At 63.3% G+C, this 22,278-nt stretch carries 33 protein-coding genes; 31 read left to right on the top strand and 2 right to left on the bottom strand.

Annotated features, from left to right (window positions below; translation table 11 throughout):
• Positions 1-7 precede the first annotated feature (7 nt).
• Complete coding sequence (locus tag QMG84_RS16840) at positions 8-706, bottom strand: response regulator transcription factor (protein WP_202071272.1); 699 nt, start codon at positions 704-706, stop codon at positions 8-10.
• Between the two features lie 345 nt (positions 707-1,051).
• Between QMG84_RS16840 and QMG84_RS16835 the strand changes: the two genes are divergently transcribed.
• On the top strand, positions 1,052-1,804 hold the full coding sequence (locus QMG84_RS16835; RefSeq protein WP_281929302.1) for a HugZ family pyridoxamine 5'-phosphate oxidase: 753 nt from the start codon (positions 1,052-1,054) through the stop codon (positions 1,802-1,804).
• Positions 1,805-1,900: 96 nt separating this feature from the next.
• Here QMG84_RS16835 and QMG84_RS16830 read toward each other — a convergent pair whose 3' ends face one another.
• The gene (locus tag QMG84_RS16830; protein ID WP_202071274.1) at positions 1,901-2,140 is read right to left on the bottom strand and encodes an HP1242/YdcH family protein; all 240 of its coding nucleotides are present in this window, start codon (positions 2,138-2,140) and stop codon (positions 1,901-1,903) included.
• Positions 2,141-2,264: 124 nt separating this feature from the next.
• Here QMG84_RS16830 and QMG84_RS16825 point away from each other — a divergent pair, with 124 nt between their 5' ends.
• The 30 genes from QMG84_RS16825 (at position 2,265) to rpsM (ending at position 22,227) form a co-directional block, all read left to right on the top strand.
• Positions 2,265-3,539 (top strand): NRAMP family divalent metal transporter, encoded by a 1,275-nt coding sequence (locus QMG84_RS16825; protein WP_281929299.1) that lies wholly within the window; start codon positions 2,265-2,267, stop codon positions 3,537-3,539.
• A 439-nt stretch (positions 3,540-3,978) separates the two neighbouring features.
• Complete coding sequence (rpsL, locus tag QMG84_RS16820) at positions 3,979-4,350, top strand: 30S ribosomal protein S12 (RefSeq protein WP_026015930.1); 372 nt, start codon at positions 3,979-3,981, stop codon at positions 4,348-4,350.
• A gap of 24 nt (positions 4,351-4,374) precedes the next feature.
• Positions 4,375-4,845, top strand: a complete 471-nt coding sequence (gene rpsG / locus QMG84_RS16815; protein WP_202071276.1) for a 30S ribosomal protein S7 — start codon at positions 4,375-4,377, stop codon at positions 4,843-4,845.
• Positions 4,846-4,872: 27 nt separating this feature from the next.
• Positions 4,873-6,948, top strand: coding sequence for an elongation factor G (gene fusA, locus QMG84_RS16810; protein ID WP_202071277.1), 2,076 nt, complete (start codon positions 4,873-4,875; stop codon positions 6,946-6,948).
• Positions 6,949-6,995: 47 nt separating this feature from the next.
• On the top strand, positions 6,996-8,186 hold the full coding sequence (tuf, locus tag QMG84_RS16805; RefSeq protein WP_202071278.1) for an elongation factor Tu: 1,191 nt from the start codon (positions 6,996-6,998) through the stop codon (positions 8,184-8,186).
• Positions 8,187-8,301: 115 nt separating this feature from the next.
• Positions 8,302-8,610, top strand: coding sequence for a 30S ribosomal protein S10 (gene rpsJ / locus QMG84_RS16800; protein WP_003613511.1), 309 nt, complete (start codon positions 8,302-8,304; stop codon positions 8,608-8,610).
• Positions 8,611-8,665: 55 nt separating this feature from the next.
• On the top strand, positions 8,666-9,382 hold the full coding sequence (rplC, locus tag QMG84_RS16795; RefSeq protein ID WP_281929298.1) for a 50S ribosomal protein L3: 717 nt from the start codon (positions 8,666-8,668) through the stop codon (positions 9,380-9,382).
• Positions 9,383-9,385: 3 nt separating this feature from the next.
• Positions 9,386-10,006 carry a 50S ribosomal protein L4 gene (rplD, locus tag QMG84_RS16790; RefSeq protein WP_202071280.1) on the top strand — a complete coding sequence of 207 codons (621 nt, stop codon included), beginning with the start codon at positions 9,386-9,388 and terminating at the stop codon, positions 10,004-10,006.
• Positions 10,003-10,299, top strand: coding sequence for a 50S ribosomal protein L23 (locus QMG84_RS16785; protein WP_202071281.1), 297 nt, complete (start codon positions 10,003-10,005; stop codon positions 10,297-10,299). The genes rplD and QMG84_RS16785 overlap by 4 nt, the downstream gene beginning before the upstream one ends.
• 17 nt (positions 10,300-10,316) lie before the next feature.
• Positions 10,317-11,156, top strand: coding sequence for a 50S ribosomal protein L2 (gene rplB, locus QMG84_RS16780; RefSeq protein ID WP_202071282.1), 840 nt, complete (start codon positions 10,317-10,319; stop codon positions 11,154-11,156).
• A gap of 3 nt (positions 11,157-11,159) precedes the next feature.
• Positions 11,160-11,438, top strand: a complete 279-nt coding sequence (gene rpsS / locus QMG84_RS16775; protein ID WP_016917716.1) for a 30S ribosomal protein S19 — start codon at positions 11,160-11,162, stop codon at positions 11,436-11,438.
• A gap of 3 nt (positions 11,439-11,441) precedes the next feature.
• Positions 11,442-11,828, top strand: a complete 387-nt coding sequence (gene rplV, locus QMG84_RS16770) for a 50S ribosomal protein L22 (RefSeq protein WP_281929297.1) — start codon at positions 11,442-11,444, stop codon at positions 11,826-11,828.
• A gap of 12 nt (positions 11,829-11,840) precedes the next feature.
• Positions 11,841-12,605: a 30S ribosomal protein S3 gene (gene rpsC, locus QMG84_RS16765; RefSeq protein ID WP_202071284.1), complete on the top strand. Its 765-nt coding sequence runs from the start codon at positions 11,841-11,843 to the stop codon at positions 12,603-12,605.
• Between the two features lie 31 nt (positions 12,606-12,636).
• Positions 12,637-13,050, top strand: a complete 414-nt coding sequence (gene rplP / locus QMG84_RS16760; protein WP_165054996.1) for a 50S ribosomal protein L16 — start codon at positions 12,637-12,639, stop codon at positions 13,048-13,050.
• 12 nt (positions 13,051-13,062) lie between these two features.
• Positions 13,063-13,275, top strand: a complete 213-nt coding sequence (gene rpmC, locus QMG84_RS16755; RefSeq protein ID WP_202071285.1) for a 50S ribosomal protein L29 — start codon at positions 13,063-13,065, stop codon at positions 13,273-13,275.
• Positions 13,276-13,281: 6 nt separating this feature from the next.
• Complete coding sequence (rpsQ, locus tag QMG84_RS16750; RefSeq protein ID WP_202071286.1) at positions 13,282-13,524, top strand: 30S ribosomal protein S17; 243 nt, start codon at positions 13,282-13,284, stop codon at positions 13,522-13,524.
• Positions 13,525-13,730: 206 nt separating this feature from the next.
• Positions 13,731-14,099, top strand: coding sequence for a 50S ribosomal protein L14 (rplN, locus tag QMG84_RS16745; protein WP_138166882.1), 369 nt, complete (start codon positions 13,731-13,733; stop codon positions 14,097-14,099).
• Positions 14,099-14,416 (top strand): 50S ribosomal protein L24, encoded by a 318-nt coding sequence (gene rplX / locus QMG84_RS16740; RefSeq protein ID WP_281929294.1) that lies wholly within the window; start codon positions 14,099-14,101, stop codon positions 14,414-14,416. The genes rplN and rplX overlap by 1 nt, the downstream gene beginning before the upstream one ends.
• Entirely contained in the window at positions 14,409-15,047 is a 639-nt protein-coding gene (gene rplE, locus QMG84_RS16735; protein WP_281929293.1) for a 50S ribosomal protein L5, read from the top strand. The genes rplX and rplE overlap by 8 nt, the downstream gene beginning before the upstream one ends.
• Before the next feature lie 44 nt (positions 15,048-15,091).
• Complete coding sequence (rpsN, locus tag QMG84_RS16730; RefSeq protein ID WP_202071288.1) at positions 15,092-15,397, top strand: 30S ribosomal protein S14; 306 nt, start codon at positions 15,092-15,094, stop codon at positions 15,395-15,397.
• 13 nt (positions 15,398-15,410) lie between these two features.
• Complete coding sequence (gene rpsH, locus QMG84_RS16725; RefSeq protein ID WP_202071289.1) at positions 15,411-15,809, top strand: 30S ribosomal protein S8; 399 nt, start codon at positions 15,411-15,413, stop codon at positions 15,807-15,809.
• A gap of 37 nt (positions 15,810-15,846) precedes the next feature.
• Positions 15,847-16,380, top strand: coding sequence for a 50S ribosomal protein L6 (rplF, locus tag QMG84_RS16720; RefSeq protein ID WP_202071290.1), 534 nt, complete (start codon positions 15,847-15,849; stop codon positions 16,378-16,380).
• 12 nt (positions 16,381-16,392) lie between these two features.
• Positions 16,393-16,755, top strand: coding sequence for a 50S ribosomal protein L18 (gene rplR, locus QMG84_RS16715; protein WP_202071291.1), 363 nt, complete (start codon positions 16,393-16,395; stop codon positions 16,753-16,755).
• A 165-nt stretch (positions 16,756-16,920) separates the two neighbouring features.
• On the top strand, positions 16,921-17,493 hold the full coding sequence (gene rpsE, locus QMG84_RS16710; protein WP_165055011.1) for a 30S ribosomal protein S5: 573 nt from the start codon (positions 16,921-16,923) through the stop codon (positions 17,491-17,493).
• Between the two features lie 14 nt (positions 17,494-17,507).
• Positions 17,508-17,699 carry a 50S ribosomal protein L30 gene (gene rpmD, locus QMG84_RS16705; protein ID WP_202071292.1) on the top strand — a complete coding sequence of 64 codons (192 nt, stop codon included), beginning with the start codon at positions 17,508-17,510 and terminating at the stop codon, positions 17,697-17,699.
• A gap of 10 nt (positions 17,700-17,709) precedes the next feature.
• Positions 17,710-18,186, top strand: coding sequence for a 50S ribosomal protein L15 (gene rplO / locus QMG84_RS16700; protein WP_202071293.1), 477 nt, complete (start codon positions 17,710-17,712; stop codon positions 18,184-18,186).
• A 154-nt stretch (positions 18,187-18,340) separates the two neighbouring features.
• Positions 18,341-19,675 carry a preprotein translocase subunit SecY gene (gene secY, locus QMG84_RS16695; protein ID WP_202071294.1) on the top strand — a complete coding sequence of 445 codons (1,335 nt, stop codon included), beginning with the start codon at positions 18,341-18,343 and terminating at the stop codon, positions 19,673-19,675.
• The gene (locus QMG84_RS16690) at positions 19,672-20,253 is read left to right on the top strand and encodes an adenylate kinase (RefSeq protein ID WP_281929290.1); all 582 of its coding nucleotides are present in this window, start codon (positions 19,672-19,674) and stop codon (positions 20,251-20,253) included. Before secY ends, QMG84_RS16690 begins: the two co-directional genes overlap by 4 nt.
• Positions 20,254-20,338: 85 nt before the next feature.
• Complete coding sequence (locus tag QMG84_RS16685; RefSeq protein ID WP_281929289.1) at positions 20,339-21,634, top strand: Hsp70 family protein; 1,296 nt, start codon at positions 20,339-20,341, stop codon at positions 21,632-21,634.
• A gap of 224 nt (positions 21,635-21,858) precedes the next feature.
• Positions 21,859-22,227, top strand: a complete 369-nt coding sequence (gene rpsM / locus QMG84_RS16680; protein ID WP_026015932.1) for a 30S ribosomal protein S13 — start codon at positions 21,859-21,861, stop codon at positions 22,225-22,227.
• Positions 22,228-22,278 lie beyond the last annotated feature (51 nt).

Here is a 22,278-nt window from a genome sequence, read left to right as displayed (position 1 = left end):
CGTCCCGTTACATTTCCTTGAAGCGATAGCCGACGCCGTAGAGCGTTTCGATCATCTCGAAATCCGTGTCGACCACCTTGAACTTCTTGCGCAGCCGTTTGATGTGGCTGTCGATGGTGCGATCGTCGACATAGACCTGATCGTCATAGGCGGCGTCCATCAGCGCATTGCGGCTCTTCACCACGCCCGGGCGCTGCGCCAGCGATTGCAGGATCAGGAACTCCGTCACGGTGAGCACCACAGGGTCGCCCTTCCAGGTGCAGGTGTGGCGCTCGGGGTCCATCACCAGCGCGCCGCGCTCCAGAACCTTGGCTTCGGTTTCCTTTTGCGCAGCGGCTTCCTTCGGGTTGGCGCGGCGCAGGATCGCCTTCACGCGCTCGACGAGGAGGCGCTGCGAGAAGGGCTTATGGATGAAGTCGTCGGCGCCCATTTTGAGGCCGAAGAGCTCATCGATCTCCTCGTCCTTCGAGGTGAGAAAAATCACCGGAAGGTCCGATTTCTGCCGCAAGCGACGCAGAAGCTCCATCCCGTCCATGCGCGGCATCTTTATGTCGAAGATGGCAAGATCGGGCGGATTGGCGCGCAAGCCGTCGAGCGCTTGGACGCCGTCCGTGTAGGTCTGAACGCGATAGCCCTCGCCCTCGAGCGCGATGGAAACCGAGGTCAGGATGTTGCGATCGTCGTCGACGAGAGCGATGGTCGGCATGAGCATCCTTTGCTGTTGGCGGCGATGGGCGCTTGCGGCGCTCGCTGATCCTCCAGGATCCGCGAAAGCTCCGGCAGCGCCCATGCTTTCGGGCGACGCCGTCCGTAACGCCCGGCGACTCTGCGGTTTTTCTCGATCCGATCAGAGTCCCGGCCCATCGCGGCTGAAATGTGGCCGATACAACGGCCAAAAACGCCTAATGCGCATCGAGGAGGCGCCTGTTCATCTCTCGAGCGCGTCTTTCGAACCCGCTCCAGTCTGCGACAGCCTTGCGCCTCTCTTATATACACATTTGGTCGGCAATGCGACCCGGCGCCTTTTTGAGTTAGAAATGCGGGCAAAATCATGACGCTAGAAAATAATACCGCGCCGCCGCGCGATCCTCGGCAGGATCCGGCCTTCGATCCGGTGGGTGAATCCAAGCGGCTTTTGCGCGCGATCCGAACCGCCACCCTGGCCACATTGACCGAAAGCGGCGCCCCCTTTGCGACTTTGACCGCCATCGCCACGGATTACGACGGGACGCCGATCCTCCTCCTGTCGAAGCTGGCCCAGCACACGCGCAATCTCGAGCGGGACGGGCGCTGCTCGCTGCTCCTGGCCCAGGGCGGGCGGGGCGACCCGATGGCGCATCCGCGCCTGACGCTCGTCGCCCGCGCCGCGCGCACGCAAAGCCCTGCGGCGCGCGGGCGATTTTTACGCCGCAACCCGAAGGCGCAGCTCTACGCCGATTTTCCCGACTTTTCTTTCTGGCGGGCGGAGATCGAGGCCGTGCATCTCAACGGCGGCTTCGCCCGGGCGGCGGATTTCGGCCCTGTGCCGCTTTTGACGAAAATCGACAGCGCCGAGGCGCTGATCGCCGCCGAGGAAGACATCCTCCAGCATATGAACGCCGACCACGGTGACGCGCTGGCGCTCTATGCGCAGAAGCTCGCCGGGGCCAAGCCCGGCCAATGGCGGGCAAGCGGGATCGACCCCGAGGGGCTCGACCTCGTCAGCGGCGACGAAACGGCGCGGGTGGCCTTTCCCAGAGCCGTGGAGACGGCGGAGGAAGCGCGGCGGATGCTGGTCGAGCTGGCGCAGGTTTCGCGCAGTTGATGCAAGTTAAAAAGCGCGCCTGAAGGCGCGCGGTCCAAGCGCGCGCCCCCGGACCGCGCGCCTTCAGGCGCGCTCGTGTCTTCGCCTCCAGCCGTGTCAGAGCCCGGCCATCAGACCCGCAATCTCATCCTTCAACGCCAGGCGCTTCTTTTTCAGCGCCTCGACGGCCGCGTCGTCCGCCGGCTCGACCTCCGTCTCCATGCGATGAATCGTGCGGTTGAGGCTGTGATACTCTTCGGCAAGACGCGCGAAATGCGCGTTGCTGGCCTTTAGCGCGTGGATGGCCTGCGCCTTCTCGGGAAACTCTTCGTGTAGTTCATGCGCGACATGGCTCATTTTTCTCTCCCTCTTAATTAAGCGCGCGACGCCTTGTGCGTCTCCCAACCAGTTTTACCGGCCGGCAAGGGCAAAGCCCAAGCCCTCGGGTCCTGCGGCGAAAGCGCGCAAGCGAGGCATTTAATTGACGGAAAACAAAAAGGCGGCGACGCCAGGCTGGCGCAAGCTTCTCGGCCCCGGCCTCGTCGCCGGCGCTGCGGACGACGACCCTTCCGGGGTCGCGACCTATTCGCAGGCCGGCGCCGCTTTCGGTTATGGCTTGCTTTGGGCCGTGATGCTGACGACGCCGCTGATGCTCGCCGCGCAGCTCGTGAGCGCCCGCATCGGCCGGATAACAGGCGCGGGCGTCGTCGCCAATGCACGCGCGCATTTGCCGAGAGGCGTGGCGCACGGGCTCGTCGTGCTGATGCTCGTCGCCAATGTCGCCAATATCGCCGCCGATCTCGCCGCCATGGGCGAAGCGCTGAAGCTGATTCTGCAGGGCTCCCAGCGCAACTATGCGTTGGCCTTCGGCGCGGCCGGCCTTCTCGCTCAGGTCCTCGTGCCCTACCGGCGCTATGCGGGCTTCCTGCGCTGGTCGACGCTCGCGCTCTTCACCTATGTGGCGGCCGCCTTTGCCGTGGAGATCGACTGGCGCGCCGCCTTGCGCGGCGCCCTTCTGCCAAATGTCGGCTGGGGCCGCGAGGCGATGATGATGGTCGTCGCCGTGCTCGGCACGACCATCAGCCCCTATCTTTTCGTCTGGCAGGCCGCGCAGGAGATCGAGGAAATGAGGGTGGGGCACAAGGGCCCCTTACGCGACGCCTCCGCGCGCAGAGAGTTGCGGCGGTTGCGCTTCGATACGGGCGTCGGCGTCATCCTCTCAAATCTTGTCGCCTTTTTTATCATGCTGACGACCGCCGCGACGCTCAACGCCCATGGCGTCTCGGGCATCGACACGGCGGCGCAAGCAGCGGAAGCCCTGCGGCCGCTCGCCGGCGACTTCGCTTTCTTTCTTTTTGCGCTCGGCATCATTGGCACGGGCTTGTTGGCCATTCCCGTTCTCGCCGGCTCCGCAGCCTATGCGGTCAGCGACGTTATCGGCGGAAAATTCAGTCTGGAGGCGCCCTTCGCCCGCGCGCCGGGCTTCTATGGGATCGTGATCATTGCAACGCTTTTGGGCGCGGCGCTGGATTTCACCTCGATACCGCCGATGCAGATGCTCTTGTGGACGGCGGTGCTGAACGGGATCATTGCGCCGCCCTTCCTGTTTGCGATGATGATCGTCTCCGGAAATGCGCGAGCGATGGGCGCTCATGTTTCGCCGAAATGGCTTTCGGCGCTCGGCTGGATTGCTACGGCCGCGATGACGTTTGCCGTTCTATTGCTTGCAATTTCAACATTCGGGTTTGGCCTTTGATAAGGTAAAACCACGTCGCGGCGTTTGCGGAGAAAGACATTTGCGCCGGGCATGCCGCCACAGCCGATTTTTTCTTGGTTTCCGCTGAATCTTCGCTTGACGCGATGGCGAGCCGCGATTAGTTTCCGCCCACTTTCGACAGGCCGTAAGTTCACGCCGTTGATGAGCGCCTCGCTCTCGATCTTCCGAACTTAAACGCTGTCGCCTTGCCTGTGACCGCCAGTAAAGACCGGCTTCGGTCGGTTTGGTAATCATCCCGTCGCTTTGCGGCGACGGACAGGAAGGCACGATCCCGGGTCTCTCGGGGTCCTCTGCGTTAGGAGCGCCTTGGCCTTGCGGCCATCGGCGCTTCGCTCGTTTGCGCGTTTTTAAGTAATGCGCTCTCGGGTTCACCCGAACATCCGCCATTCGCGTCAGAAGCGAAGCGAAGGACTTTTTGATGCCGACGATCAGCCAATTGATCCGCAAGCCGCGTCACCCGAAGACGTATCGCGAAAAGGCCCGCCATCTCGGCGCCTGTCCGCAGAAGCGCGGCGTGTGCACGCGCGTCTACACCACGACGCCGAAGAAGCCGAACTCGGCGCTTCGTAAAGTCGCCAAGGTGCGTCTGACCAATGGCTTCGAGGTCATCGGCTACATTCCTGGCGAAGGCCATAACCTTCAGGAGCACTCCGTGGTCATGATCCGCGGCGGCCGCGTGAAGGATCTTCCGGGCGTTCGCTATCACATTCTGCGCGGCGTGCTCGACACGCAGGGCGTCAAGGACCGCAAGCAGCGCCGTTCGAAATACGGCGCGAAGCGTCCGAAGTAATCCGGCCGAAGTAGGGAGACACACATGTCGAGACGTCACCGGGCGGAAAAGCGCGAAGTCATCGAAGACGCCAAGTTTGGCGACATCGTTCTCGCGAAGTTCATGAACTCCATCATGTACGACGGCAAGAAGTCGGTCGCGGAAGCGATCGTTTACGGCGCGCTCGACCAGGTCGAGTCGAAGGCCAAGAGCGATCCGCTGGCGATCTTCCGTCAGGCGCTGGACAATGTTGCGCCGGCGATCGAGGTCCGTTCCCGCCGCGTCGGCGGCGCCACCTATCAGGTGCCGGTCGAAGTGCGCAACGAGCGCCGTCAGGCGCTGGCGATCCGCTGGATCATCACCGCGGCCCGCGCCCGCAGCGACAAGACCATGGTCGATCGCCTGTCGGCGGAGCTTCTCGACGCTTCCAACAATCGCGGCGCCGCCGTGAAGAAGCGCGAAGACACGCACCGCATGGCCGAAGCCAACCGCGCCTTCTCGCATTATCGCTGGTAAGCCCGAGCTCTCACGAGGACTATAGTCATGGCCCGCTCGCATCCGATCGAGGACTACCGCAACTTCGGCATCATGGCGCATATCGACGCCGGTAAGACGACGACGACGGAGCGCATCCTCTATTACTCCGGCAAGAGCCACAAAATCGGCGAGGTGCACGAAGGCGCCGCGACGATGGACTGGATGGAGCAGGAGCAGGAGCGTGGCATCACGATCACGTCGGCGGCCACGACGACGTTCTGGAACGGCAAGCGTCTGAACATCATCGACACTCCCGGCCACGTCGACTTCACCATCGAAGTCGAGCGTTCGCTGCGCGTGCTCGACGGCGCGGTTTGCGTCCTCGACGGCAACCAGGGCGTCGAGCCTCAGACCGAGACGGTTTGGCGTCAGGCCGACAAATACAGCGTTCCGCGCATCGTGTTCGTCAACAAGATGGACAAGATCGGCGCCGACTTCTACCGCTGCGCAGAAGAGATCAAGACCCGCGTCGGCGGCCGTCCGGTCTGCGTGCAGCTCCCGATCGGCTCTGAGAATAACTTCAAGGGCGTTATCGACCTGATCCGCATGAAGGCGGTCGTCTGGGAAGACGAAGGCCTTGGCGCAAAGTATCACGACGAAGAGATTCCGGCGGACCTTCTCGACAAGGCCAAGGAATATCGCACGGCGCTGATCGAGGCGGCTGTGGAGCTCGACGACGACGCCATGGCGGCCTATCTCGACGGCGTCGAGCCGGACGAAGCGACTCTGAAGTCGCTGATCCGCAAGGCTGTCCGCGCCATTGTGTTTCACCCGGTGTTCTGCGGCTCGGCGTTCAAGAACAAGGGCGTTCAGCCCCTGCTCGACGCCGTGGTGGATTTCCTGCCGTCGCCGATCGATCGCGAAGCGATCAAGGGCGTCGACATGGACACCGGCGCCGATATGGTCCGCAATCCGTCGGATAGCGAGCCCTTCTCCATGCTCGCCTTCAAGATCATGGACGACCCCTTCGTCGGCACCATCACCTTCGCGCGCGTCTATTCGGGCAAGATCGAGTCGGGCACGACCGTTCTGAACTCCACGAAGGACAAGAAAGAGCGCATCGGCCGCATGCTGCTGATGCACGCCAACAACCGCGAAGACATCAAGGAAGCCTATGCGGGCGACATCGTCGCGCTCGCCGGCCTCAAGGAAACCCGCACGGGCGACACGCTCTGCGATCAGCAGAAGCCGGTCATTCTGGAGCGCATGGAGTTCCCCGATCCGGTCATCGAGATCGCAATCGAGCCGAAGTCCAAGGCGGACCAGGAGAAGCTCGGCATCGCCCTGCAGAAGCTCGCGGCCGAGGATCCGTCCTTCCGCGTGTCGACCGACCAGGAGAGCGGCCAGACCATCCTCAAGGGCATGGGCGAGCTGCATCTCGACATCAAGGTCGACATTCTGAAGCGCACCTATAAGGTCGACGCCAACATCGGCGCGCCGCAGGTCGCCTATCGCGAGCGTCTCGGCAAGAAGGTCGAGATCGACTACACGCATAAGAAGCAGACCGGCGGCACCGGCCAGTTCGCGCGCGTGAAGATCATCTACGAGCCCAATGAAGCGGGCGCGGGCAATGAGTTCGAGTCGAAGATCGTCGGCGGCGCGGTTCCGAAGGAATACATCCCGGGCGTCGACAAGGGCATTCAGTCCGTCACGACCTCGGGCATCCTCGCGGGCTTCCCGGTCGTCGATCTCAAGGCGACGCTCATCGACGGCGCGTTCCATGACGTCGACTCGTCGGTTCTGGCCTTCGAAATCGCGTCCCGCGCGGCGACCCGTGAGGCCCTGCAGAAGGGCGGCTCGGTCCTGCTCGAGCCGATCATGAAGGTCGAAGTGGTGACGCCGGAAGAATACACCGGCTTCGTCATCGGCGATCTGAACTCGCGTCGCGGCCAGATCCAGGGCCAGGACATGCGCGCCAACGCCGTGGTCATCAACGCCATGGTCCCGCTCGCGAATATGTTCGGCTATGTGAACCAGTTGCGCTCCGGCACGCAGGGTCGCGCCAGCTACACCATGCTTTTCGATCACTACGAACAAGTGCCCGAGGCGGAGTCGAAGAAGGTCCAGGCGAAATACGCCTGATCTCACGAACGCACGGGTTAAACGGAACTCTCTAAAGGAGCACGGCAATGGCCAAGGAAAAATTCTCGCGCACCAAGCCGCACTGCAACATCGGGACGATCGGGCACGTCGACCACGGCAAGACGTCTTTGACGGCGGCGATCACCAAGGTTCTGGCGGAGACGGGCGGGGCGACGTTCACGGCCTACGATCAGATCGACAAGGCTCCGGAAGAGAAGGCGCGCGGCATCACCATTTCGACGGCGCACGTCGAATATGAGACGCAGAACCGCCACTACGCCCACGTCGACTGCCCCGGCCACGCCGACTATGTGAAGAACATGATCACCGGCGCGGCGCAGATGGACGGCGCGATCCTCGTGTGCTCCGCCGCCGACGGCCCGATGCCGCAGACCCGCGAGCACATTCTGCTCGCCCGCCAGGTCGGCGTGCCGGCGCTCGTCGTGTTCCTCAACAAGGTCGACATGGTCGACGATCCGGAGCTGCTCGAGCTCGTCGAGCTCGAAGTTCGCGAGCTTCTCTCGAAGTATGACTTCCCCGGCGACGACATTCCGATCGTCAAGGGTTCCGCGCTGTGCGCGCTCGAGAACAAGAATCCCGAGATTGGCCATGACGCGATCCTGAAGCTGATGCAGGAAGTCGATCGCTACATCCCGCAGCCGGAGCGTCCGAAGGATCAGCCCTTCCTGATGCCGGTCGAGGACGTGTTCTCGATCTCGGGCCGCGGCACGGTGGTGACGGGCCGCATCGAGCGCGGCGTGGTGAAGGTCGGCGAGGAAGTCGAGATCGTCGGCATCCGTCCGACGACCAAGACGACGGTGACCGGCGTCGAAATGTTCCGCAAGCTGCTCGATCAGGGCGAGGCGGGCGACAACGTCGGCTGCCTGCTGCGCGGCACGAAGCGCGAGGACGTCGAGCGCGGCCAGGTTCTGTGCAAGCCGGGTTCGGTGAAGCCGCATACGAAGTTCAAGGCTGAGGCGTATATCCTCACCAAGGAAGAAGGCGGCCGTCATACGCCGTTCTTCACCAACTATCGTCCGCAGTTCTACTTCCGCACGACGGATGTGACCGGCATTGTGACGCTCCCCGAGGGCGTCGAGATGGTGATGCCGGGCGATAACGTCACGATGGAAGTGGCTCTGATCGTTCCGGTCGCCATGGAAGAGAAGCTGCGCTTCGCTATCCGCGAAGGCGGCCGCACGGTCGGCGCGGGCGTCGTCGCTTCGATCATCGAGTAATTGAGCGGATCTGGACCGCGAGCCTTCTGGCTCGCTTGTGAAAAAACGATCGCGAGTCGGAAGGCTCGCGATCCAGAAGCGATCTTCCTGGATCGCGGTCCCAAAGGATGAAGCAATGAACGGTCAAAATATCCGGATTCGCTTGAAGGCGTTCGATCACCGGATTCTCGACACGTCGACCAAGGAGATCGTCTCCACGGCGAAGCGCACCGGCGCTCAGGTTCGTGGCCCGATTCCGCTGCCGACCAAGATCGAGAAGTTCACGGTGAACCGTTCGCCCCACATCGACAAGAAGTCGCGCGAACAGTTTGAGATCAGAACGCATAAGCGCGTTCTCGACATCGTCGATCCCACCCCGCAGACGGTGGATGCGCTGATGAAGCTCGATCTCGCCGCCGGCGTCGACGTCGAGATCAAGCTCTAAGAACGGATTGGGCGGCGCGCTTTAGAGGCCGCCGCTTCGCGAAGGAATATTGAACATGCGGTCGGGCGTCATCGCGCAAAAGGTCGGAATGACCCGCGTCTTCACAGAGGCGGGCGAGCATGTGCCGGTCACGGTCCTGAAGCTGGACGGCTGCCAAGTCGTCGCTCAGCGGACCAAGGAGAAGAACGGCTACACCGCCGTTCAGCTCGGCATCGGCCGCGCCAAGGTGAAGAATGTGTCGAAGGCCGAGCGCACGCGCTTCGCCGCGGCGAAGGTCGAGCCGAAGCTGAAGCTCGCCGAGTTCCGCGTGAACGAGGAAGCGCTGCTTCCCGTCGGCGCCGAGATCACGGCGGATCACTTCGTTGTCGGTCAGTTCGTCGACGTGACGGGCACCACGACGGGTAAGGGCTTCGCCGGCCCGATGAAGCGTTGGGGCTTCGGCGGTCTGCGCGCGTCGCACGGCGTGTCGATCTCGCATCGTTCGCATGGTTCGACCGGCGGCCGTCAGGATCCCGGTAAGACCTTCAAGAACAAGAAGATGGCTGGCCATATGGGCGTCGACCGCGTGACCACGCAGAATCTGCGCGTCGTGCAGACCGACGTCGAGCGCGGCCTGCTGCTCGTCGAAGGCGCCGTTCCGGGCGTCGCCGGCGGCTGGATTTATGTCCGCGACGCCGTCAAGCGCGCGCTCCCCTCAGACGCGCCGCAGCCGGGCAAGTTCCGCCTTGCCGACGCCGCCGCTCCCGCTCAAGAAGAAAACAAGGAGGACTGAGCCGTGAAGATCGACGTCACGTCGTTCGACGGCCAGGCGGCCGGTTCGATCGAACTTTCCGATGAGATTTTTGGCCTGGAGCCGCGCACGGACCTCATCCACCGGATGATCCGCTGGCAGCTCGCCAAGCGCCGCGCCGGCACCCATGCGGTGAAGAACCGCGCGGATATCGCCCGCACCGGCAAGAAGATGTATAAGCAGAAGGGCACCGGCGGCGCCCGTCACGGCTCCGCCCGCGTGCCGCAGTTCCGCGGCGGCGGCCGCGCTTTCGGCCCGCTCGTGCGCAGCCATGAGCACGACCTGCCGAAGAAGGTCCGCACCCTCGCGCTGAAGCACGCCCTCTCGGCCAAGGCCAAGGACGGCGGCATCATCGTCTGGGAAAAGGCCGAGCTCGAAGCCGCCAAGACGAAGGTTCTCGCCTCCGGCTTCGCCAAGACCGGCCTGCAGAATGCGATCATCATCGTCGGCGGCGCGCCGCAGCAGAATTTCGCGCTTGCCGCCCGTAACATCCCGCTGATCGACGTGCTGCCGGTCGAGGGCGTCAATGTTTACGACATCATCCGTCGCGAAAAGCTGGTCCTGACCCGCGAAGCGGTGGACGCGCTGGAGGCGCGCCTGAAATGAGCAAGGACGTGCGCCATTACGACGTGATCGTCGCCCCGGTCATCACCGAGAAGGCGACCATCGCCTCCGAGAACAACAAGGTGGTCTTCAAGGTCGCCAAGACCGCGACCAAGCCGCAGATCAAGGCGGCGGTCGAGGGTCTCTTCGACGTGAAGGTCGAATCCGTGAACACGCTTGTCCGCAAGGGCAAGGTGAAGGCGTTCCGCGGCGTGCGCGGCCAGCAGAGCGACGTCAAGAAGGCCGTCGTGACGCTTGCCGAAGGGCACAAGATCGACGTGACGACCGGACTGTAAGGAAGGCTTAGAGAACCATGGCGCTGAAGACATTCAAGCCGGTCACGCCGGGCCTTCGCCAGCTCGTCATCGTCGACCGCAGCGATCTTTATAAGGGCAAGCCCGTCAAAACCCTCACCGAGGGCAAGAGCTCCAAGGGCGGCCGCAACAATAACGGCCGCGTCACGGTTCGCTTCCGTGGCGGCGGACATAAGCAGACCTATCGCCTCGTCGACTTCAAGCGTCGTAAGCTCGATGTCGTCGGCAAGGTCGAGCGTCTGGAATATGATCCGAACCGCACGGCCTTCATCGCGCTCATCCGCTATGCGGACGACACGCTGGCTTACATCCTCGCCCCGCAACGTCTGTCGGTCGGCGATTCGGTGGTCGCCGGCAATCAGGTCGACGTGAAACCGGGCAATGCGATGCCGATCGCCAATATCCCGGTCGGCACGATCGTCCACAATGTCGAGATGAAGATCGGCAAAGGCGGCGCGATCGCGCGTTCGGCGGGCACCTACGCCCAGATCGTCGGCCGCGACCAGGGTTACGTCATCCTCCGCCTGAACTCGGGTGAGCAGCGCCTGGTTCACGGCCAGTGCTTCGCCACCATCGGCGCGGTGTCGAACCCCGACCACATGAACACCTCGATCGGCAAGGCCGGTCGTTCGCGCTGGCTTGGCCGTCGCCCGCATAACCGCGGCGTCACCATGAACCCGATCGACCATCCGCACGGCGGCGGTGAAGGCCGCACCTCTGGCGGCCGTCATCCGGTCACGCCCTGGGGCAAGCCGACCAAGGGCAAGAAGACCCGCAGCAACAAGTCCACCGACCGTTTCATTGTGTCCTCGCGGCACAATCGCAAGAAGAAGGGCTAATCCATGGCTCGCTCGATTTGGAAAGGCCCGTTCGTCGACGGCTATCTGCTGAAGAAGGCGGAAACCTCGCGCGCCTCCGGCCGCTCCGAAGTTATCAAAATCTGGAGCCGCCGCTCCACCATTCTGCCCCAGTTCGTCGGATTGACCTTCGGCGTGCACAACGGCCAGAAGCATATTCCTGTGAATGTCAGCGAAGACATGATCGGGCACAAGTTCGGCGAATTTGCTCCGACGCGCACCTTCCACGGCCACGCGGCGGACAAGAAGGCGAAGAGGGGCTAAGAAATGTCCAAAGAGGCTAATCCGCCCCACGTCGCGGAGAATGAAGCGCGGGCCGTCGCGCGCATGATCCGCGTGTCGCCGCAAAAGCTCAATCTTCTTGCCCAGCTCATCCGCGGCAAGAAGGTCGACCGCGCGCTTGCCGATCTCGAGTTTTCCCGCAAGCGCATTGCGCATGAGGTGAAGAAGACGCTGGAAAGCGCCATCGCCAACGCCGAGAACAATCACGGCCTCGACGTCGACGATCTGATCGTCGCCCAGGCCTATGTCGGCAAGGCGCTGGTCATGAAGCGCTTCCACGCCCGCGCCCGCGGCCGCGCGAGCCGGGTCGAGAAGCCCTTCTCGAACCTCACGATCATCGTGCGCGAAGTCGAAGCGCAAGCGAACGCCTAAAGGATAACAACCATGGGTCAGAAGGTTAATCCGATCGGGCTGCGCCTCGGCGTCAATCGCACCTGGGACTCGCGCTGGTTCGCGAGCAAGGGCGAATACGCCAAGCTTCTGCACGAAGACATGAAGATCCGCGAGACGGTGGCCAAGACGCTGAAGCAGGCGGCCGTCTCCAAGATCATCATCGAGCGTCCGCACAAGAAGTGCCGCGTGACGATCCATTCCGCCCGTCCGGGCGTCGTGATCGGCAAGAAGGGCGCGGACATCGACAAGATTCGCAAGCTCGTCGCCAAGCTGACGGGCAGCGAAGTCGTGATCAACATCGTCGAAGTGCGCAAGCCGGAAACGGAAGCCGCGCTCGTCGCCGAGTCGATCGCGCAGCAGCTCGAGCGCCGTGTGGCTTTCCGCCGCGCGATGAAGCGGGCCGTTCAGTCGGCCATTCGTCTCGGCGCCCAGGGCATCCGCATCAACTGCTCGGGCCGTCTCGGCGGCGCGGAAATCGCCCGTCTGGAATGGTATCGCGAGGGCCGCGTGCCGCTGCATACGCTGCGCGCCGACGTCGATTACGGCGTCTCCACCGCGCATACCGCCTATGGCGCCTGCGGCATCAAGGTTTGGATCTTCAAAGGCGAGATCCTCGAGCACGATCCGATGGCGTCCGAGCGGCGCGCGGCGGAGCAGGCGTCTTCCGGCGACCATGGCGAGCGTGAACGCGGCGACCGCGGCGATCGCGACCGGCGTCGTCGTGAACCGCGCGAACCCCGCGGCGACGCTGCCTAAGGCGCAACAAACGATTTAAAGAGCACCCATCATGCTGTCACCCAAGCGCACAAAGTTCCGCAAGGCCTTCAAGGGCCGCATCCACGGCGTCGCGAAAGGCGGCTTCTCGCTGAACTTTGGTCAGTTCGGCCTGAAGGCGCTCGAGCCCGAGCGCGTCACCGCGCGTCAGATCGAGGCGGCCCGCCGCGCCATGACGCGCCATATGAAGCGCGCCGGCCGCGTCTGGATCCGCGTCTTCCCCGACGTGCCGGTCTCCACCAAGCCGACCGAAGTCCGCATGGGTAAGGGCAAGGGCGCTCCGGATTTCTGGGCCGTGCGCATCGCGCCCGGTCGCATCATGTTCGAAGTCGACGGCGTTCCGGCGGCGCTGGCCCGCGAAGCTTTGACGCTCGCGGCGGCCAAGCTGCCGATCAAGACCCGCTTCATCGAACGCATCGCAGAATAAAGGGAGGACGACATGAAATCCAAGCAACGCCTCTCCGACATCAAGGCGATGACCGAGGACCAGCTCAACGACGAAGTGCTGAAGCTCAAGAAGGAGCAGTTCAATCTGCGCTTCCAGCGGGCGACCGGCCAGCTCGAGGACACTGCCCGCGTGCGCGTCATTCGTCGCGACATCGCCCGGATCAAGACCGTCGCCGCGCAGAAGAGCGCGGACAATCAAGGTTAAAGCCCAATGCCGAAGCGAATTCTCCAGGGCGTCGTCGTCAGCGACAAGCAGAACAAGACCGTGGTCGTGAAGGTCGAGCGCCGTTTCACGCATCCGCTGTTCCAGAAGACGGTGCGTCGCACGAAACATTATCACGCGCATGACGAAAACGGCGCCTTCAAGGTCGGAGATACGGTTTTCATCGAAGAAACCGCGCCGATCTCGAAATTGAAGCGCTGGCGGGTTGTGGAAACCGGCGCAACCGCGTAAATACCCCGCTCGAGCCGGCTGACAGAGGTCACGAAGCTTTTCGGACCCGGCCGCTCGTGCCCTGAAAAAACTGGCGCGCTTCTCGATCGCATGGACCATGCGATTTGGAAGCGCGCTGGAAGTTGGAAACAAAGGTTTTCCGGACGAAGTCGGTCGTCGCGATTGGGCGGGTCCGAAACCAGACCGGAGTGAAAGGCGGAAATGCCATGATTCAGATGCAAACAAACCTCGACGTCGCCGATAACTCCGGCGCCCGCCGCGTGATGTGCATCAAGGTGTTGGGCGGCTCGAAGCGGAAATATGCCGGCGTCGGCGACATTATCGTCGTGTCGATCAAGGAGGCGATTCCGCGCGGGCGCGTCAAGAAGGGCGATGTGCTGAAGGCCGTCGTCGTGCGCACCTCGAAGGACATCAAGCGGTCGGACGGTTCGGTGATCCGTTTCGACTCGAATGCTGCCGTTCTGATCAACAATCAGAAGGAGCCGATCGGCACCCGTATCTTCGGGCCGGTCCCGCGCGAGCTGCGCGCCAAGAACCATATGAAGATCATCTCGCTCGCGCCGGAGGTGCTGTAATGGCCGCCAAAATCAAGAAGGGCGACAAGGTCGTCGTTCTCGCCGGCCGCGACAAGGGCAAGTCCGGCCAAGTGCTGAGCGTGAACCCCGACGAGGGTCGCGCCATCGTCGACGGCGTCAATATGGTCAAGCGCCATCAGCGCCAGACGAAGGACCGCGAGGCGGGCATCATCAACAAGGCCGCGCCGATCGACCTTTCCAATCTTGCGATCGCCGACCCCAAGGACGGCAAGGCGACCCGCGTGGGCTTCAAGATTCTCGACGACGGCCGCAAGGTCCGCGTCGCCAAGCGTTCCGGAGAATTGATCGATGGCTGAGGAAAAGAAAGCCAAGGGAGCCAAGGCGCCGAAGGCCGCCAAGGAAGCTCCGGCGGTCGCCGCCGTCGCTCAAGCGAGCATCGCTGGCTATACGCCGCGCATGCGGAAGCACTATGAAGAAGTCGTTCGCGGACAGCTCATCGAGCAGTTCGGCTACAAGAACGCTTTCGAAGTGCCGACCATCGAGAAGATCGTGCTGAACATGGGCGTCGGCGAGGCGGTCAACGACACCAAGAAGGTGACGTCGGCGGCTGGCGATCTCAGCCTCATCGCTGGTCAGAAGCCGGTCATTACCCGCGCCCGTAAGGCCATCTCGACCTTCAAGGTGCGCGAGAACATGCCGATCGGCGCGAAGGTGACCCTCCGCAAGACCCGCATGTACGAGTTCCTCGATCGTCTGATCACGATCGCGCTGCCGCGCGTGCGAGACTTCCGTGGCTTGAACCCGAAGTCCTTCGACGGGCGTGGCAATTTTGCGCTCGGCATCAAGGAGCACATCGTGTTCCCTGAAATCGACTACGACAAGGCGGAGTCGATCCTCGGCATGGACGTGATCGTCTGCACGACGGCCAAGACCGACGACGAAGCGCGCGCTCTGCTGCGTGCGTTCAATTTCCCGTTCCGGCAGTGAGGGGTTAATCCCTCTCAAACGCGGATACCGAAAGGCTAATACTGATGGCGAAGAAAAGCGCGATCGAAAACAACAAAAAGAAGGCGAAGCTCGTCAAGGCTTTCGCTGGCCGCCGCGAGCGGCTGAAGGCGAAGGCCAACGACAAGTCGCTCTCCATCGAGGAGCAGTTCGAGGCTCGTCTGAAGCTCGCTGAGCTGCCGCGCAACTCCGCGAAGATTCGCGTTCGTAACCGTTGCGAGATTTCCGGCCGCCCGCGCGCCTTTTATCGCAAGCTGAAGATGTCGCGCATCGCGCTGCGCGAGCTCGGGTCCAAGGGTCTGATCCCGGGCCTGGTGAAGTCGAGCTGGTAAGGAGACTCTTAAAATGGCGATCAACGATCCGTTGGGAGATCTCCTCACCCGCATTCGCAACGCGCAGATGCGCCGCAAGGACAAGGTGTCCTCGCCGGGCTCCAAGCTGCGCGCTCATGTCCTCGACGTTCTCAAGGACGAGGGCTACATCCGCGGCTACTCGGCGACGGATTTCGGCAATGGCCGGACCGAGTTCGAGATCGAGCTGAAATATTTCGACGGGCAGCCGGTCATCAAGCAGATCGAGCGCGTTTCCCGCCCGGGCCGCCGCGTCTACGCGGCTGTCGACGCCGTTCCGCGCGTGGCCAATGGCCTCGGCGTGACGATCATGTCGACGCCCAAGGGCGTGATGGCCGATCATGCGGCCCGCGAGAACAACGTCGGCGGCGAGGTGCTCTGCAAGGTCTTCTGACCTTGTGTGAGCGCTCAGACTGAACAGGATTGCAACTATGTCACGTATCGGCAAGAAGCCTGTGGTCGTCCCGGCCGGCGTCACCGCCAAGGTCGACGGCCAGCTCGTGTCCGTGAAGGGCGCGAAGGGCCAGCTCGAATTCCTGGTGCCGGACGACGTTTCCGTCGTGCATCAGGACAACGCCATCAAGGTCGACCCGCGGGGCGACTCCAAGCGCGCCCGCGCGCTGTGGGGCACGTCCCGCGCCCGCGTCAACAATCTGATCGTCGGCGTCACCTCGGGCTTCGAGAAGAAGCTCGAAATCACCGGCGTCGGCTATCGCGCCGCTGTCCAGGGCAAGGTGCTCCAGCTCGCGCTGGGCTATTCGCATGACGTGAACTATCCGATCCCCAACGGCATCGCCATCGTGACGCCGAAGCCGACGGAAATCACGATCAGCGGCATGGACAAGCAACAGGTCGGCCAGGTCGCGGCCGAGATCCGCGCGCTGCGCGGCCCCGAGCCCTATAAGGGCAAGGGCGTCAAATACGCGAACGAATTCATCTTCCGCAAGGAAGGCAAGAAGAAGTAAGGACCAGGCTCCATGGCCAAGGATGTCAGCATCGAACAGCGCCGCAAGGCGCGTGTCCGCAAGGCGATCCGCGAGCGCGCCTATGGCCGCCCGCGTCTCTCCGTGTTCCGCTCGTCGAAGCAGATCTATGCTCAGATCATCGACGACGAGAAGGGGCAGACCCTCGTCGCCGCTTCCTCGATCGAGAAGGCGAACCGCGAATCTTTGAAGACCGGCGCGAATATCGACGCCGCGAAATTCGTGGGCAAGCTTCTCGCCGAGCGCGCCGCCGAAAAGGGCGTCAAAGAGGTCGTGTTCGACCGTGGCGCGTACATGTATCACGGCCGCGTCAAGGCGCTGGCCGACGGCGCCCGCGAGGGCGGCCTGCAGTTTTAATTTCCCTTCTCCCGCACGCGGGAGAGGGCGCCATGCGAAGGCGTGGCGGATGAGGGCCTTACCCGACCTCTGCGGAGGCCGGGTCCGCTGTTTCCCGAAAGGGGGAGAGGCGGGAAGCCCAACGAAGCGAGCGGCGGAGACGCCGCGTAAGTGACGGAAGAAAAAATGGCGCGTGAAGCTGAAGGCGGTCGCGGTCGCGACCGGGATAGAGAAGAGCGCGATAGCGAATTCGTGGATCGTCTGGTCCACATCAATCGCGTCGCGAAAGTCGTGAAGGGCGGCCGTCGTTTCGGCTTCGCCGCTCTCGTCGTCGTCGGCGACCAGAAGGGTCGCGTCGGCTATGGCCATGGCAAGGCGCGCGAAGTGCCGGAAGCGATCCGCAAGGCGACGGAAGCCGCCAAGCGCGCGCTCATCCGCGTGCCGCTGCGCGAAGGCCGCACGCTGCATCACGACGTCTATGGTCGTCACGGTTCGGGCCGCGTGATTCTGCGCGCCGCGCCGGCCGGCACGGGCATCATCGCGGGCGGCCCGATGCGCGCCGTCTTCGAGACGCTCGGCATGCATGATGTGGTGGCGAAGAGCCAGGGCTCCTCGAACCCCTACAACATGATCCGCGCCACCTTCGACGCGCTCGGTCGCGAGGACTCGCCGCGTTCCGTCGCCGCGCGCCGTTCGCTGAAAGTCTCCGCGCTTCAGGCGCGCCGCCAGGGCGTCGACGCTGACGCCGTCGACGCGTAAGGGAGGCTCTCGACATGTCGAATGGCAAGCAGATCACCGTCGAGCAGACGGGCAGCTCGATCGGCCGTAACGAGCGTCAGCGCAAGACGCTTTTGGGCCTCGGCCTGACCCGCATCGGCCGCAAGCGCCAGTTGGAGGACACTCCGGCTGTGCGCGGCATGATCGCCAAGGTGGCGCATCTCGTCAAAATTGTCGGCGAGAAGTGAGGACGCGGCAATGAAACTCAACGAAATCTCCGACAATCCGGGCTCCAGCAAGAACCGGATGCGCGTTGGCCGCGGCATTGGCTCTGGCAAGGGCAAAACCGGCGGACGCGGCGTGAAGGGCCAGAAGGCGCGCACCGGCGTCGCCATCAAGGGCTTCGAGGGCGGTCAGATGCCGTTGCATCGGCGTCTGCCGAAGCGCGGCTTCCACAATCCCTTCCCGACCGACTACAATGAGATCAACATCGGCCGCGTGCAGCAGGCGGTCGACGCCGGCAAGCTCGACGCGAATGCGCCGGTGACGGTCGAAGCGTTGATTGCGGCCGGCCTCGTGGCCAAGGCCCGCGACGGCGTGAAGATCCTCGGGCAGGGCGAGATCAAGGCGAAGCTCGCCTTCGAGGTCGCCGCCGCCTCCAAGAGCGCCATTGCGGCGATCGAGGGCGCGGGCGGGTCGGTGAAGCTCCTCGCGGGCGAAACGGCCACGGCCTAAGGTCAGGTTTTTAGGCGGCCGCTCTCGCAAGAGCGGCCGCTTTGTCTTATAGAGGCGTCTCCCGTCGCTGATGCGATCGGGCGAACACTGCCCTCCGGGCGACAAACAAAAAAGGCGCCAAAGAAAAATAGGCGCGACAAAGGGGAGTTCCTCCATGGCATCGGCAGCCGAGCAGCTCGCGGCCAACGTCAATCTCTCCGCCTTCGGCAAGTCCGAGGAACTCAAGAAGCGCATCCTGTTCACGCTCGGGGCGCTGATTGTCTATCGCCTCGGCACCTATGTGCCGCTGCCGGGCATCGACCCGGAGGCTTTCGCGAAGAGCTTCTTCGGCCAGTCGAAAGGCATGCTGGAGCTGTTCAACATGTTCGCCGGCGGCGCCGTGCAGCGTCGCGCGATTTTCGCCCTCAACATCATGCCGTATATTTCGGCGTCCATTATCATTCAGCTTTTGACCTCGGTGTTTCCGTCGCTCGAATCGCTGAAGAAAGAGGGCGAGCAGGGCCGCAAAGTCCTCAATCAATACACCCGCTATCTCACCGTCGCGCTCGCGACCTTCCAGGCCTACGCCATGGCGATCGGCCTCGAAGGACAGCAGGGCGTCGTCACCGAGCCCGGGCTCTTCTTCCGCATTACAACCGTCGTGACGCTTGTCGGCGGCACCATGTTCCTGATGTGGCTCGGCGAGCAGATCACCTCGCGCGGCATCGGCAACGGCTCGTCGCTGATCATTTTCGCCGGTATCGTCGCAGCCTTCCCCTCAGCGATCGTCTCGACTCTCGAACTCGGCCGCCAGGGCGCCATCTCGACCGGCATCATCCTCGGCGTGATTGCGATGTCGTTCCTCGTCATCGCCTTCATCGTCTTCATGGAGCGCGCCCAGCGTCGCCTGCTGATCACCTATCCGAAGCGTCAGCACGGCAACCGCGTCTATGAGGGGCAGACGTCCTTCCTGCCGTTGAAGCTCAACACGGCCGGCGTCATCCCGCCGATCTTCGCTTCGTCGCTGCTGCTGTTGCCGACGACTGTCGCCAACTTCTATCAATCGACGGGCTCGGAAAGCATTTTTGCGACGATCTCGGCCTATTTCGGTCACGGGCGTCCGCTCTATATGCTGGCCTATGTCGGCCTCATCGTCTTCTTCGCGTTCTTCTACACGGCCATCGTCTTCAACCCGACGGAGACGGCCGATAATCTCAAGAAGCATGGCGGCTTCATCCCCGGCATTCGCCCGGGCGAGCGCACGGCGAAGTTCATCGACGACGTGCTCATGCGCATCACCGTGCTCGGCGCCGCCTATCTCGCCATCATCTGTCTTCTGCCGGAAGGGCTCATCGCCTATGCGAACCTGCCCTTCTACTTCGGCGGCACCTCTTTGCTCATCGTGGTGAGCGTGACCATGGACACGGTCTCGCAGATCCACGGCCATATGCAGGCGCAGCAATATGAGGGGCTGATCCGCAAGACCAAGCTCAAGGGACGTCGTAAATGAGGCTCGTCCTTCTCGGCCCCCCGGGCGCCGGCAAGGGAACGCAGTCCGCTCGCCTCGTCGAAAAGCTGGGCGTGCCCCAGCTCTCGACCGGCGACATGCTGCGCGCGGCCGTCGCGGCCGGAACGCCGATCGGCCTGAAGGCCAAGGCGCTGATGGACTCCGGCCAGCTCGTGCCCGACGAAGTGGTCATCGGCATCATCGACCAGCGGATCGATGATGCCGACTGCGCCAATGGCTTCATCCTGGACGGCTTTCCGCGCACCGTCGCGCAGGCCGAGGCGCTCCGCGATCTTCTGGACCGCAAGGGGTTGAGGCTCGACGCGGTGATCGAGCTTGTCGTCGACGAGAATGCGCTCGTCGACCGGATGCGCAGGCGCGTCGCCGAGACGCTTGCCGCCGGCAAGCCGGTTCGCGCCGACGACAATCCGGAAAGCTTCAAGACGCGGCTCGACACCTATCGCGCGCAGACTGCGCCGGTCTCGGCGCATTACGCCGGGCGCGGCGAGCTGAAACGGATCGACGGCATGGCGCCGATAGACGATGTGACGGCGGCAATCGACAGATCGCTCGGCGCCTGATAGAAAGCTTCAAGAAATCAGACATCGGCCCGGCTCTGCCGGGCCGATGCTTTTTGTCCTCCCGACAAACCCAGAGACTTCACCGATGGAAGCAAAGTCATTTTGCGGCCTGGACTTCGGCACGTCGAATTCGACAGTCGCCGTCGAGGGGGCGCAGGGCATGGAGCTCGCGCCGCTCGAAGGCGGAAGCCGCACGCTGCCGAGTTCGATCTTCTTCGATTTCTCGGACGGTTCGCCCATCTTCGGCCGCGCGGCGATCAAAGCCTATGTCGACGGCGTCGAGGGGCGGCTGATGCGCAGCCTGAAATCGGTGCTGGGCACAGCGCTGATGGACGAGACCACGCGAATCAAGACGAAAGCCTATTCGTTCAAGGACATCATCGGCCTCATCGTCGGAAAGCTGAAAGACGCCGCCGACGGCGTCGCAGGCGAGGACGTTACAAAGGTCGTGCTCGGCCGGCCTGTGCATTTCGTCGACGACGACCCGGCCGCCGATCGCCGCGCGCAGGACGCACTCGAGGAAATCGCGCGGGCGCGGGGTTTCCGCGAGATCGCCTTTCAATATGAGCCAATCGCCGCGGCGCTGACCTATGAGCAGAGCGTGCGGGAGGAGCAATATGCGCTTATCGCCGACATCGGCGGCGGCACGTCGGATTTCTCCGTGGTGCGCGTTTCGCCGCAGGCGCGTTGGCGCGCGGATCGGGCAGGGGACGTGCTCGCCAATAAGGGCGTGCATATCGGCGGCACGGATATCGATCGGCTCTTCAGCCTGAAGTCGGTCATGCCGCATCTGGGGCTCGGGAGCGAGATGCGCCTGCCTTTCGGGGACAAAGTGCTGCCGGCCCCGAACGGCTTTTTCGTCGATCTCGCGACCTGGCATCGGATCAATCTCCTCTATACGCCCAAGGTTGCCCGGGAGCTCGAGGAGATGGAGCGCTATTCGCTCTCGCCCGCGAAGATCGCCCGTCTAGCGGAGGTGATCGAAAGCCGCCGCGGCCATTCGATCGCGCTGTCGGTGGAGCACGCTAAGATCGATCTGTCGGACTCGGATCGCGCGACGATCGACCTCACAGAAGTGGAGCGGGCATTCGAGGTCGAAACTTCCGCCAATACGCTGCATGAGGCGATTGCGGACCAGCTCGGCTCGCTCTCGCGCACGCTGAAGGAAACTCTCGCCGCCTCAGGGCTTTCCGGCGGGCGCATCGATGCGGTCTTCCTCACCGGCGGCTCGACCGCAATTCCGGCCGTGCGTGCGGCGGTCACCGGCCAGACACCCGGCGCGAAAATCGTCGAAGGCGATATGTTCGGCGCCGTGGGTCTCGGCTTAGGGCTGGACGCGCAACGAAAATTCGGTTCTGATGGCTTGCGTCGCAGCGCTTGAGTCTCGCGAGGGAAGAAAATCGCATTTCCCTCGCCAGTTTTGCTTGACTCGTGCGCGATCGCTCGCTATCGCCTGACTTCTGACGGAAATTCGAGGGAAGCTCTCTTCGGAGGGCTTCCGTTTTTGCGTTCGGACAATCGGAATCACCCGCAGGGGCCGGCCTCCACCGGACGCGGGTTCACTCCGGCGGCGCCGCAAGGCTGTCGCCCGAAATGGAGAAAATCGTGGCACGTATCGCAGGCGTCAACATCCCGACCAACAAGCGCGTCGTCATCGCGCTTCAGTATATTCACGGCATCGGCCCCAAGAAGGCTGAAGAAATCTGCGAGAAGGTGAGCATCCCGGCCGAGCGCCGCGTGGCCCAGCTTACCGACGCGGAAGTCCTGCAAATCCGCGAGACCATCGACCGTGACTATCTCGTGGAAGGCGATCTGCGCCGCGAAGTCGCGATCAACATCAAGCGCCTGATGGACCTCGGCTGCTACCGTGGCCTGCGCCACCGCCGTCAGCTTCCGGTTCGCGGCCAGCGCACGCATACCAACGCCCGCACCCGCAAGGGCAAGGCGAAGCCGATCGCCGGCAAGAAGAAGTAATTCCGGCAATCGTCAAGTCGGGCAGTCGGTAACTCTGGCTGCCTGCAAGGT

Origin of the sequence: Methylocystis iwaonis, assembly GCF_027925385.1 — a bacterium.
In the GTDB taxonomy this organism is placed as follows: domain Bacteria; phylum Pseudomonadota; class Alphaproteobacteria; order Rhizobiales; family Beijerinckiaceae; genus Methylocystis; species Methylocystis iwaonis.
Note: the sequence above shows the minus strand (reverse complement) of the source record. Positions and strands in the feature narration are given on the sequence as shown.

Bases quoted from the DNA above. Each gene is read 5' to 3' on its own strand.
- rplF (WP_202071290.1), top strand. From the start codon at position 15,847: ATGTCACGTATCGGCAAGAAGCCTGTGGTCGTCCCGGCCGGCGTCACC.
- rpsC (WP_202071284.1), top strand. From the start codon at position 11,841: ATGGGTCAGAAGGTTAATCCGATCGGGCTGCGCCTCGGCGTCAATCGC.
- rplP (WP_165054996.1), top strand. From the start codon at position 12,637: ATGCTGTCACCCAAGCGCACAAAGTTCCGCAAGGCCTTCAAGGGCCGC.
- fusA (WP_202071277.1), top strand. From the start codon at position 4,873: ATGGCCCGCTCGCATCCGATCGAGGACTACCGCAACTTCGGCATCATG.
- rplX (WP_281929294.1), top strand. From the start codon at position 14,099: ATGGCCGCCAAAATCAAGAAGGGCGACAAGGTCGTCGTTCTCGCCGGC.
- rplC (WP_281929298.1), top strand. From the start codon at position 8,666: ATGCGGTCGGGCGTCATCGCGCAAAAGGTCGGAATGACCCGCGTCTTC.
- rpmD (WP_202071292.1), top strand. From the start codon at position 17,508: ATGTCGAATGGCAAGCAGATCACCGTCGAGCAGACGGGCAGCTCGATC.
- QMG84_RS16835 (WP_281929302.1), top strand. From the start codon at position 1,052: ATGACGCTAGAAAATAATACCGCGCCGCCGCGCGATCCTCGGCAGGAT.
- rplV (WP_281929297.1), top strand. From the start codon at position 11,442: ATGTCCAAAGAGGCTAATCCGCCCCACGTCGCGGAGAATGAAGCGCGG.
- QMG84_RS16685 (WP_281929289.1), top strand. From the start codon at position 20,339: ATGGAAGCAAAGTCATTTTGCGGCCTGGACTTCGGCACGTCGAATTCG.
- rpsJ (WP_003613511.1), top strand. From the start codon at position 8,302: ATGAACGGTCAAAATATCCGGATTCGCTTGAAGGCGTTCGATCACCGG.
- rplB (WP_202071282.1), top strand. From the start codon at position 10,317: ATGGCGCTGAAGACATTCAAGCCGGTCACGCCGGGCCTTCGCCAGCTC.
- rplE (WP_281929293.1), top strand. From the start codon at position 14,409: ATGGCTGAGGAAAAGAAAGCCAAGGGAGCCAAGGCGCCGAAGGCCGCC.
- rpsG (WP_202071276.1), top strand. From the start codon at position 4,375: ATGTCGAGACGTCACCGGGCGGAAAAGCGCGAAGTCATCGAAGACGCC.
- rpsQ (WP_202071286.1), top strand. From the start codon at position 13,282: ATGCCGAAGCGAATTCTCCAGGGCGTCGTCGTCAGCGACAAGCAGAAC.
- rplR (WP_202071291.1), top strand. From the start codon at position 16,393: ATGGCCAAGGATGTCAGCATCGAACAGCGCCGCAAGGCGCGTGTCCGC.
- QMG84_RS16690 (WP_281929290.1), top strand. From the start codon at position 19,672: ATGAGGCTCGTCCTTCTCGGCCCCCCGGGCGCCGGCAAGGGAACGCAG.
- tuf (WP_202071278.1), top strand. From the start codon at position 6,996: ATGGCCAAGGAAAAATTCTCGCGCACCAAGCCGCACTGCAACATCGGG.
- rpsE (WP_165055011.1), top strand. From the start codon at position 16,921: ATGGCGCGTGAAGCTGAAGGCGGTCGCGGTCGCGACCGGGATAGAGAA.
- rplN (WP_138166882.1), top strand. From the start codon at position 13,731: ATGATTCAGATGCAAACAAACCTCGACGTCGCCGATAACTCCGGCGCC.
- rpmC (WP_202071285.1), top strand. From the start codon at position 13,063: ATGAAATCCAAGCAACGCCTCTCCGACATCAAGGCGATGACCGAGGAC.
- QMG84_RS16840 (WP_202071272.1), bottom strand. From the start codon at position 706: ATGCCGACCATCGCTCTCGTCGACGACGATCGCAACATCCTGACCTCG.
- rpsL (WP_026015930.1), top strand. From the start codon at position 3,979: ATGCCGACGATCAGCCAATTGATCCGCAAGCCGCGTCACCCGAAGACG.
- QMG84_RS16785 (WP_202071281.1), top strand. From the start codon at position 10,003: ATGAGCAAGGACGTGCGCCATTACGACGTGATCGTCGCCCCGGTCATC.
- rpsN (WP_202071288.1), top strand. From the start codon at position 15,092: ATGGCGAAGAAAAGCGCGATCGAAAACAACAAAAAGAAGGCGAAGCTC.
- secY (WP_202071294.1), top strand. From the start codon at position 18,341: ATGGCATCGGCAGCCGAGCAGCTCGCGGCCAACGTCAATCTCTCCGCC.
- rpsH (WP_202071289.1), top strand. From the start codon at position 15,411: ATGGCGATCAACGATCCGTTGGGAGATCTCCTCACCCGCATTCGCAAC.
- rplO (WP_202071293.1), top strand. From the start codon at position 17,710: ATGAAACTCAACGAAATCTCCGACAATCCGGGCTCCAGCAAGAACCGG.
- rpsS (WP_016917716.1), top strand. From the start codon at position 11,160: ATGGCTCGCTCGATTTGGAAAGGCCCGTTCGTCGACGGCTATCTGCTG.
- QMG84_RS16830 (WP_202071274.1), bottom strand. From the start codon at position 2,140: ATGAGCCATGTCGCGCATGAACTACACGAAGAGTTTCCCGAGAAGGCG.